This window comes from Paramesorhizobium endophyticum (assembly GCF_014640615.1).
Classification (GTDB): Bacteria; Pseudomonadota; Alphaproteobacteria; order Rhizobiales; family Rhizobiaceae; genus Paramesorhizobium; species Paramesorhizobium endophyticum.
The window spans coordinates 1-6,706 of sequence record NZ_BMHH01000054.1 but is presented as its reverse complement, the minus strand read 5'-3'; the positions used below and the strand labels follow the sequence as shown (position 1 = coordinate 6,706).

The 6,706-nt window shown below is 59.2% G+C and carries 5 protein-coding genes and 4 pseudogenes; 3 read left to right on the top strand and 6 right to left on the bottom strand.

Going from position 1 to position 6,706, the window contains the following annotated elements; all coding sequences use genetic code 11:
- A partial coding sequence (locus IEX53_RS23375) for a helix-turn-helix domain-containing protein (protein WP_268902614.1) occupies window positions 1-492 on the bottom strand: 492 nt, incomplete at its 3' end.
- Window positions 493-759: 267 nt separating this feature from the next.
- Here IEX53_RS23375 and tnpC point away from each other — a divergent pair.
- Window positions 760-1,308 (top strand): annotated as a pseudogene (tnpC, locus tag IEX53_RS23370) (IS66 family transposase); the annotation flags it as partial.
- 27 nt (window positions 1,309-1,335) lie between these two features.
- On the opposite strand, the pseudogene IEX53_RS23365 reads toward tnpC, so the two are convergent.
- Both IEX53_RS23365 and IEX53_RS23360 read right to left on the bottom strand, forming a co-directional pair.
- A pseudogene (locus IEX53_RS23365) lies at window positions 1,336-3,411 on the bottom strand (recombinase family protein).
- Window positions 3,398-3,577 carry a hypothetical protein gene (locus tag IEX53_RS23360; protein ID WP_188826570.1) on the bottom strand — a complete coding sequence of 60 codons (180 nt, stop codon included), beginning with the start codon at window positions 3,575-3,577 and terminating at the stop codon, window positions 3,398-3,400. The pseudogene IEX53_RS23365 and the gene IEX53_RS23360 overlap by 14 nt, the downstream one beginning before the upstream one ends.
- A 306-nt stretch (window positions 3,578-3,883) precedes the next feature.
- On the opposite strand from IEX53_RS23360, the pseudogene IEX53_RS23355 reads away from it, so the two are divergent.
- Window positions 3,884-4,117, top strand: a pseudogene (locus IEX53_RS23355) (transposase domain-containing protein); the annotation flags it as partial.
- A 14-nt stretch (window positions 4,118-4,131) separates the two neighbouring features.
- Here IEX53_RS23355 and IEX53_RS23350 read toward each other — a convergent pair.
- Window positions 4,132-4,361: pseudogene (locus tag IEX53_RS23350) on the bottom strand (transposase); the annotation flags it as partial.
- Between the two features lie 342 nt (window positions 4,362-4,703).
- The gene (locus tag IEX53_RS23345) at window positions 4,704-5,822 is read right to left on the bottom strand and encodes an IS110 family RNA-guided transposase (RefSeq protein WP_188826569.1); all 1,119 of its coding nucleotides are present in this window, start codon (window positions 5,820-5,822) and stop codon (window positions 4,704-4,706) included.
- A 230-nt stretch (window positions 5,823-6,052) separates the two neighbouring features.
- Between IEX53_RS23345 and IEX53_RS23340 the strand changes: the two genes are divergently transcribed.
- Window positions 6,053-6,196 (top strand): hypothetical protein, encoded by a 144-nt coding sequence (locus IEX53_RS23340; protein WP_188826568.1) that lies wholly within the window; start codon window positions 6,053-6,055, stop codon window positions 6,194-6,196.
- A 144-nt stretch (window positions 6,197-6,340) separates the two neighbouring features.
- Here the strand turns inward: IEX53_RS23340 and IEX53_RS23335 are convergent.
- Window positions 6,341-6,706, bottom strand: a 366-nt coding sequence (locus IEX53_RS23335; RefSeq protein WP_188826567.1) for a hypothetical protein, incomplete at its 5' end; no start/stop codon positions are given.

The following is a 6,706-nucleotide window of genomic DNA, read 5'->3' as shown; positions in this document are numbered from 1 at the left end:
ACCGAGCACGCCGATAAAGATCTCCGCTTGACGGATCTCGCCTGTTTTGCGGTCCACGATGGGTAGCGTTTTGCCGGAATAATCGACGAAGACCTTGTCGCCGGCGATATGGACCTGCCGCATCGTCGGCGTCAGACGCCGCTCAAAGCCGCGAAACAGGTCGCAGAACCTGCTAAAACCGTAACCTTCAGGATGAACGGCCCGGTATTCTTCCCACAGGATCGACAGCGTCACGCCGGGCTTCTTCAGCTCGATTGCAACAGCACTCCAGTCCGGCTCCGGGCGTCTGCGCAGTCCCTGTTTGACTCCGGCACGGGCGAACAGCCGCCCCTCAAGAACATCATCGGTCAGATCGGCCGGCAGGGGCCAGGAAAGCCCTGCCGTCGCAGCGCGCACTATGCTGTCCTGCACGGTGCTGCGCGCTATGCCCAGCATCTCGGAAATATCGCGGACGCTCACGCCGTCCGAACTCAGTCGAAGTAAATGCCTCATTTGTCTCATGGTCAGCCTTCGTCTCTTCGGCATCCGCATTCCTCTTGGTCAAAAGGAAATGCATGCCAAGGTTGCTGACCCAGCGGCACTACTTACGTCGAAAAACTGTCCGGTAATTAATCGGAATTGCGTCCGGCTAATTCTCGGAACAATGTCCGGTATTTGATCGGAACGCCGTCCGGTAAATCATCGGAATCCGCACATCTGCTGAAAGCTTCGCAGTCGAGTTCGCAGAAATCCTAGGCTTTGAGAGGGAATATGGAGACGACCGTAAGGAGCCTGGCTTATGCACGAGATGACCGGCCGTGGCAGGGCGATGACCCGCCCGGTGTCGCCTATGTCTATGCGCCAGATCGCAAAGGCGAACGACCGATGGCCCATCTCGACGGCTTCGTCGGCATCCTGCAGGTCGACGGCTACAGTGGATATCGCCCGCTCGCGGCAAAGAACACCGTGTCGCTGGCCTTCTGCTGGTCCCACGTTCGACGCCGCTTCTATGAGCTGGCGGCCGCCGGTCCCGCACCCATCGCCAGCGAGGCGCTCAAACGCATCGCCGAACTTTACAGGATCGAAGACGAGATACGTGGCCGGACCCACGAGGACCGTCGTGTCGCCCGTCAGGAAAAAAGTCGTCCGATCACCGACAGCCTCGCTCCCTGGCTGCGTGAACAACTCGGCTACATCAGCCAGAAGACAAAGCTTGCTGAAGCAATCCGTTATGCCTTGTCACGCTGGGACGGCTTGACCCGCTTCATCGACGATGGCCGGATCGAGATCGACTCCAACATCGTCGAACGATCCATCAGGCCAATTGCCGGACCTGAGTCATTGTGCACTCCTTCTCTAAGTCTCTGTAAACATTGGAAGCGTGTCCGCGTCAGCAAGGCGACACGGACGCCCCTTTCGCGCTATCGCAGCTCGGATGGGCGCAGAATTGAGGTCGCTGGCGCGGATTTGATACGGCGCGCCGGGAACTACCTGCTCGGCAAACAACACCTTCGTCTTGATCAGATGTCGAATCCGATGATTGGTCACGCCCAATACCGCCGCAGCCTCGGTCATGGTCAGCCATTCGCCGTCTTTGTCGGCTGATTTGTACGCGTGAATGGCGCGTACCCGCCTCACCGAAGCGACACGGTGCGCGGTCCAGGTTTTCCCTTGCCCCGTCGGCATGCCCATTCGATTGAGCGACGCGGCGATATGTTCATCGGACCAGCGGCCAGCCATGCTCCGCATCACCGCCAGAGCATCCTCTGCGGTGGCGTATCCGTGTTCGCCACTCTGAGGTTTACGGACCCTGAGCTCTGAATGCTGACCACCCTTCCAATGGATCGTCAGCACCACGTCACGCACCGCATCGTCGACATCAACGACAATGTCGGCGATGAGCGTACGCAGCAGTTGTTGGCGCGCGCGCATGGTCACATCCGGCGAATCCCAGGCCGACTGCAGATTGTCAGCTAAGTTCGCGAAGGTGGCTGGGTCGACCTCGATGGTTGAAGGCCTTTCGGCAGGCTTGCGCCCTTCCAGATCCCGCACACGGCGGAGCGCGGTTTCCCAGTTCTTCTCAAGCTGCGCGGCAATGAGGCGGTTGTCGGGATCGCATGCCGCATAACGCCGCTCGGCAAGGCTTGCCTCGTAGCTGGCCTGCCGCAGTTCCAGGTCGTGGATGTGGCGCTGTTCTTCCTGTCGCTCCCGGTGCATCCGCTCTGCTTCAAAAGTCGCCTCGATCGCCAATGGTTCTACCGCGCGCAACAACTCGCGCGCAACCGCCGCATCGACCCGCGGACCGCCGAACGTCATGCATCGAGGCAGGCCCATCATCAGGTTCGGTTTGTCGCAGCGATAGACGGGCCGGCTTTGCGGATTCCCCGTATAGGCAACACTCAGCCGCCGTCCACACCGACCGCAAGTCAGAGGCCCGATAACAATGCTCTGCCGCCGCGGCCTGATTTGGTCCCGCCCGAGCGACCATAATTGTTCAGCGCCAGTTGCTGTTGGTTACGCTCGTACTCTTCCCAACTGATGTAACCTTCGTGATGGTCCCTGATCATCACTTCCCAGGTGCCGGCCGGCTTGCCGTGCCCGTAGCTGCGCCGTGTCCTCCCATCAACGATGGCAGTTCGCTTCTCGCTCTTTCCATAGACGTAGACGCCGGCATAGAAGGGATTCTTCAGGATGCCGATGACATTCCGATAACGGACTGGGGTCCAGACAAAGCTGGTCATGCGACCTTCGTCCGACGGTCGCGGGAAGTGGATATTGTCCCGTGTCATCGACAAGAGCACTTGGCGTGCGCTTCCAAGCTCATGGAAGCGGGCGAAGATCGGCCGGATCACCTCCTGCAGCCGCAGATCCGGATCAAGCCCGAGCCCCGCTTCTCGATGCCAGATGTAACCGAATGGAACGGAAAGGCGCAATTCGCCACGCCGCGCCTTCGATCTGGCCGCATCGAGCATTCGGGCTCTCAGCACGCCGAGTTCGAACTCGCTGATACTTCCCTTCATGCCCAGCAGGAGCCGATCATTGGGTCGACATGGATTGTAGACGCCGTCATGGTCAATGACGCGGGCTTCGACCAGGCCGCATAGTTCGAGCAGGTGATGCCAATCGCGGCCGTTGCGGGCGAGCCGAGAGGCATCGAAGCATAAAACGGCACCAACTTGGCCGGCGCATAAAAGGGCGACCAGACGGTCGAAGCCGGGACGCGCGACCGTTCCGCTCGCAGAGCGTCCGAGATCGTCGTCTATGGTCTCGATGTCGCTGAAGCCGTGTTGTCGCGCAACGTCAACAAGATCATACTGCCGTCGCTGGCTGGCTTTCCAGATTGGTCATCACCTGTGACTGAGAGGACTGACGCACGTAGACGACGGCTTTGCGTGTGAGCAGGCCTGTCGGAATCAAATCAGTGCTGGTCATCGTTAAACTCCTCGACGACGAGACCTGCGGCCTGCATTAGTAGGAAAGCCAGCGTCAATATCGCCTTTTTGCGATCCTTCTCGGTCAGTCCGTCGAACATCCGGGTTTGGAATATCAGGTCGAGCTGCCGGCCCGACGCCGGCATCAGCGTGTTGCGGGTTCTCATGATGGTCCTCCTGAGTGATTCTAAGTCCACTTCGGAAGACTGCAGGCTTGTCGGCGCTGGTGACCAGCCTGTTCAATTCGATCAGCGCCACGAGATCGACGCCTGGCGGTCCCATGGTCATGCCGCCGCACACCACCGGATCGATCATCCACCCGGCAATCGAAACCACGACGCCTGGCGGCCCCAAAACCTTCAGAAATCGACCTGTCGCGCGTTCTTCGACACGGCGAACGATTACCTTCTGGCCGAAATACGGATGCCAGCGATAATGAACCTCGACTTCATCGCCGACATGGGCAGAATGAACGGGGAATGGCCCTCAATCGCAAGAATGCACTCTTCGCAGGGTCAGACGCCGGGGCCGAACACTGGGCGACTATCGCCTCGCTCATCGAGACCGCCAAGCTCAACCATGTCGAGCCACTGGCCTATCTCTCAGACGTCCTCACAAAGATCGTCAACGGGCATCTAAATAACCAGATCGACGACCTGCTGCCTTGGGCCTATGCCGCAAAGCACGAACTCAAAGCCGTGGCCTGAAAACAGCGCTTACGCTTCTTCAGCTTGGCATTCTCCTCTTCGAGCGCCTTCAGGCGCTTCGCCTCGGAGACTTCCATGCCACCGTATTTGGCCTTCCAATTGTAAAAGGTCGCTTCTGAAATTCCGTGCTTGCGGCACAGGTCAGCCGCCTTCGCGCCAGCCTCCTGTTCCTTCAGCACCGCTATAATCTGGTTCCGGCGAGCCGCAGGTCTCGCCTCCATTCTGTGAATCGCTGCTTCTTCATTCGTCCGTCCTTTAATAGGCCGGACTCTTATGTTCGTTTGCAAGCTCTTTAGTCATGATTTTTCCTTTCCGGCTTTGACGACGGCATTTCATGCGTGAAGCTGTTGAACAAAGGAGGAGACAGGGCATTTAGACGACGGCTGGCATACTCTTATGCGCGGGTTGGGTACCGCATTTCCGTGTGTTCGTCTGGGGCTGCCTCTGTCTAAAATCGGGCATGGATTTTATCCTGCCACATAGAGTCCGCGAGGGTTCCCCACCGGAGCCCTGCCTCCATCTTTGTCCAACAGCGGATGATTTCAATTTTCAGGTTGAGCGTCTCTCTTCAAGCGGAGCACCGGCATTAGCCTTTTGCAGTGGGAGCGACCTCCTGTCCGATGGCCCACAGGAATGCTGCCATTTCCCGGGCAATGGCGGTGACAGCGACGGCCTTCGGCTTGCCCGCCGCCATCAGTTTTCGATAGCGCGCACAAAGCCGCACCTGGGCTTTCCAGGCAATCTCGCGAACCGTTCTTGGCAAGCCCTCCAGCCGCGCCTGGATTGTCGGGCTTACACGGGCCGGGAAGCGATATGTCCAGGCTCCTTCGACAAGAACGCGACGCGTGCGCATATTGCCTGCCTTGGTGATCCCACCACGCTTGACCCGTTCACCCGTCGAGCATTCCGACGGCACGAGGCCGAGATACGCCATCAACTGACGAGGATTGTCGAAACGTCTGACATCGCCAATCTCGACCACAAAGGTGACCGCAGTCATGAATGCGACGCCGCGCATTGCTTGATAGGCAGCCACGACCGGCGCCATCGACCAGGAGGCCGTGGTCTCCACCACCAACTTGGTCAGCCTGTCCAAACGCACGTCGGCATCCTCAATGGCCTGGCAATATTCCGCCAACAGGATTTGGTGGGCGGGGTGATCAAAAGCCTGGCACGCCAGCCATCGAAGATGAGCGCGCGTCCAAGGCGTGCGGCCCGTATAGACTCGACCGTGACGCAGGAGAAAGGACTGGAGCTGTTGACGTGCCTGCTTCAGTACGTCACTGGCGCCCTCGCGGGCCCGGACCAGGTCCCGGATCGCCTCATGGCCTTCGTCCGGAACCCAGACCGAGGTCAGTTCGCCCGCCCTGTGCAGGCGCGCCAGGCTGACGGCATCCCGCCGGTTTGTCTTCACCCGGTCACCCGCACGCCTGGGCACCAGGGATGGCGCCACCACCACGCAGTCATGCCCCAGTTCGACAATCTGACGGTAAAGTCCATAGCCCGTGGGGCCGGCTTCATAACAAAAGTGAAGCTTGTCCCCGCGCCTGGAAAGCTTGTTGACCATCGATGCAACAGACGCCCGCTCCGACGAGATGTCGCCGAAAAACCGCACCTCGCCGTTGCGCACCCCATCGGCAACAGCAACCGAGATCTTCAGCTTGGACGTATCCAAGCCGATGAAAATTACCTTATCCTGTTTCATGGTTCGCCCTCGCTAAGCTTGGGGCTCGGCTCCGGCCAATCCAGAGCAATCCCCGAATTCAGCTTACCGCGCGGGCGGGCCACCTTCACCCCGCGAACATACGGTCTAATCTATCCTGGAGGAAATTACCCATGGCAGGTCAGCCACCTTCGCGCGTTCCAGTAGCTGGGTTTCGTCCTCGGCAAGCCGCTTGAGATTATTGACCAGATCGATCAGCAGGAATTCTTTCGTTGCGGCTGCTGGAAACTCAGGCTTCATCCGGCGATGAGGAGGCTGTCGATTTCGAGCCGCTCTTATTCATCATCATCGACAGGGAGGAATACCAACTGTCGCAGACCGAAGCCTTGGTGGAGATGTGCACCGCGTACTTCTAGCCGATTGCGCGGCGAACCCAGCCAGTTCTTCCCCAAGGAGATTAATTTATTTCCCACATTGCTTCTACACAGTATCGGTTTCGGCCATTTGCTAATTTTGCCCGCCGGGAGCATTTGTGCCCCCGGCGTGCTGGTTTGCTCCCGTCAAACGACGGTATTGAGCACCTGCGGGATGGTTGCCCTTGACCAGTATGTTGTGTTGTTGCTGGCGCGGTAGACGCTGAAGTTTAGCTGGATCGTTCCGTTGCCGTATCCTGCGACCAGTTCCTGGGGGAGTGGGGGCAGGGTGGTGGCGAAGCCACGGGCGAGATCGTCGCCTTGGCTCACGGTGTAGGTGACGGTGCAGACATTGTAGAGCTTGTTGCCGGACACCGGATCGTTGCCGGAGAGGTAGTAATAGACGGTGACGACATCGCCGGCCTGGTAGGTCCAGTTCTCCAGGGTCGAGGAGGTGGAGACGCGGACGGAGAGGCCGTTGACGATGTCGGCGGCCCCGACCGGCGGGTTGGG

Excerpts from the sequence above, each read along its gene's own strand:
- IEX53_RS23360 (WP_188826570.1), bottom strand. The coding sequence starts at position 3,577 with ATGAGAACCCGCAACACGCTGATGCCGGCGTCGGGCCGGCAGCTCGAC.
- IEX53_RS23345 (WP_188826569.1), bottom strand. The coding sequence starts at position 5,822 with ATGAAACAGGATAAGGTAATTTTCATCGGCTTGGATACGTCCAAGCTG.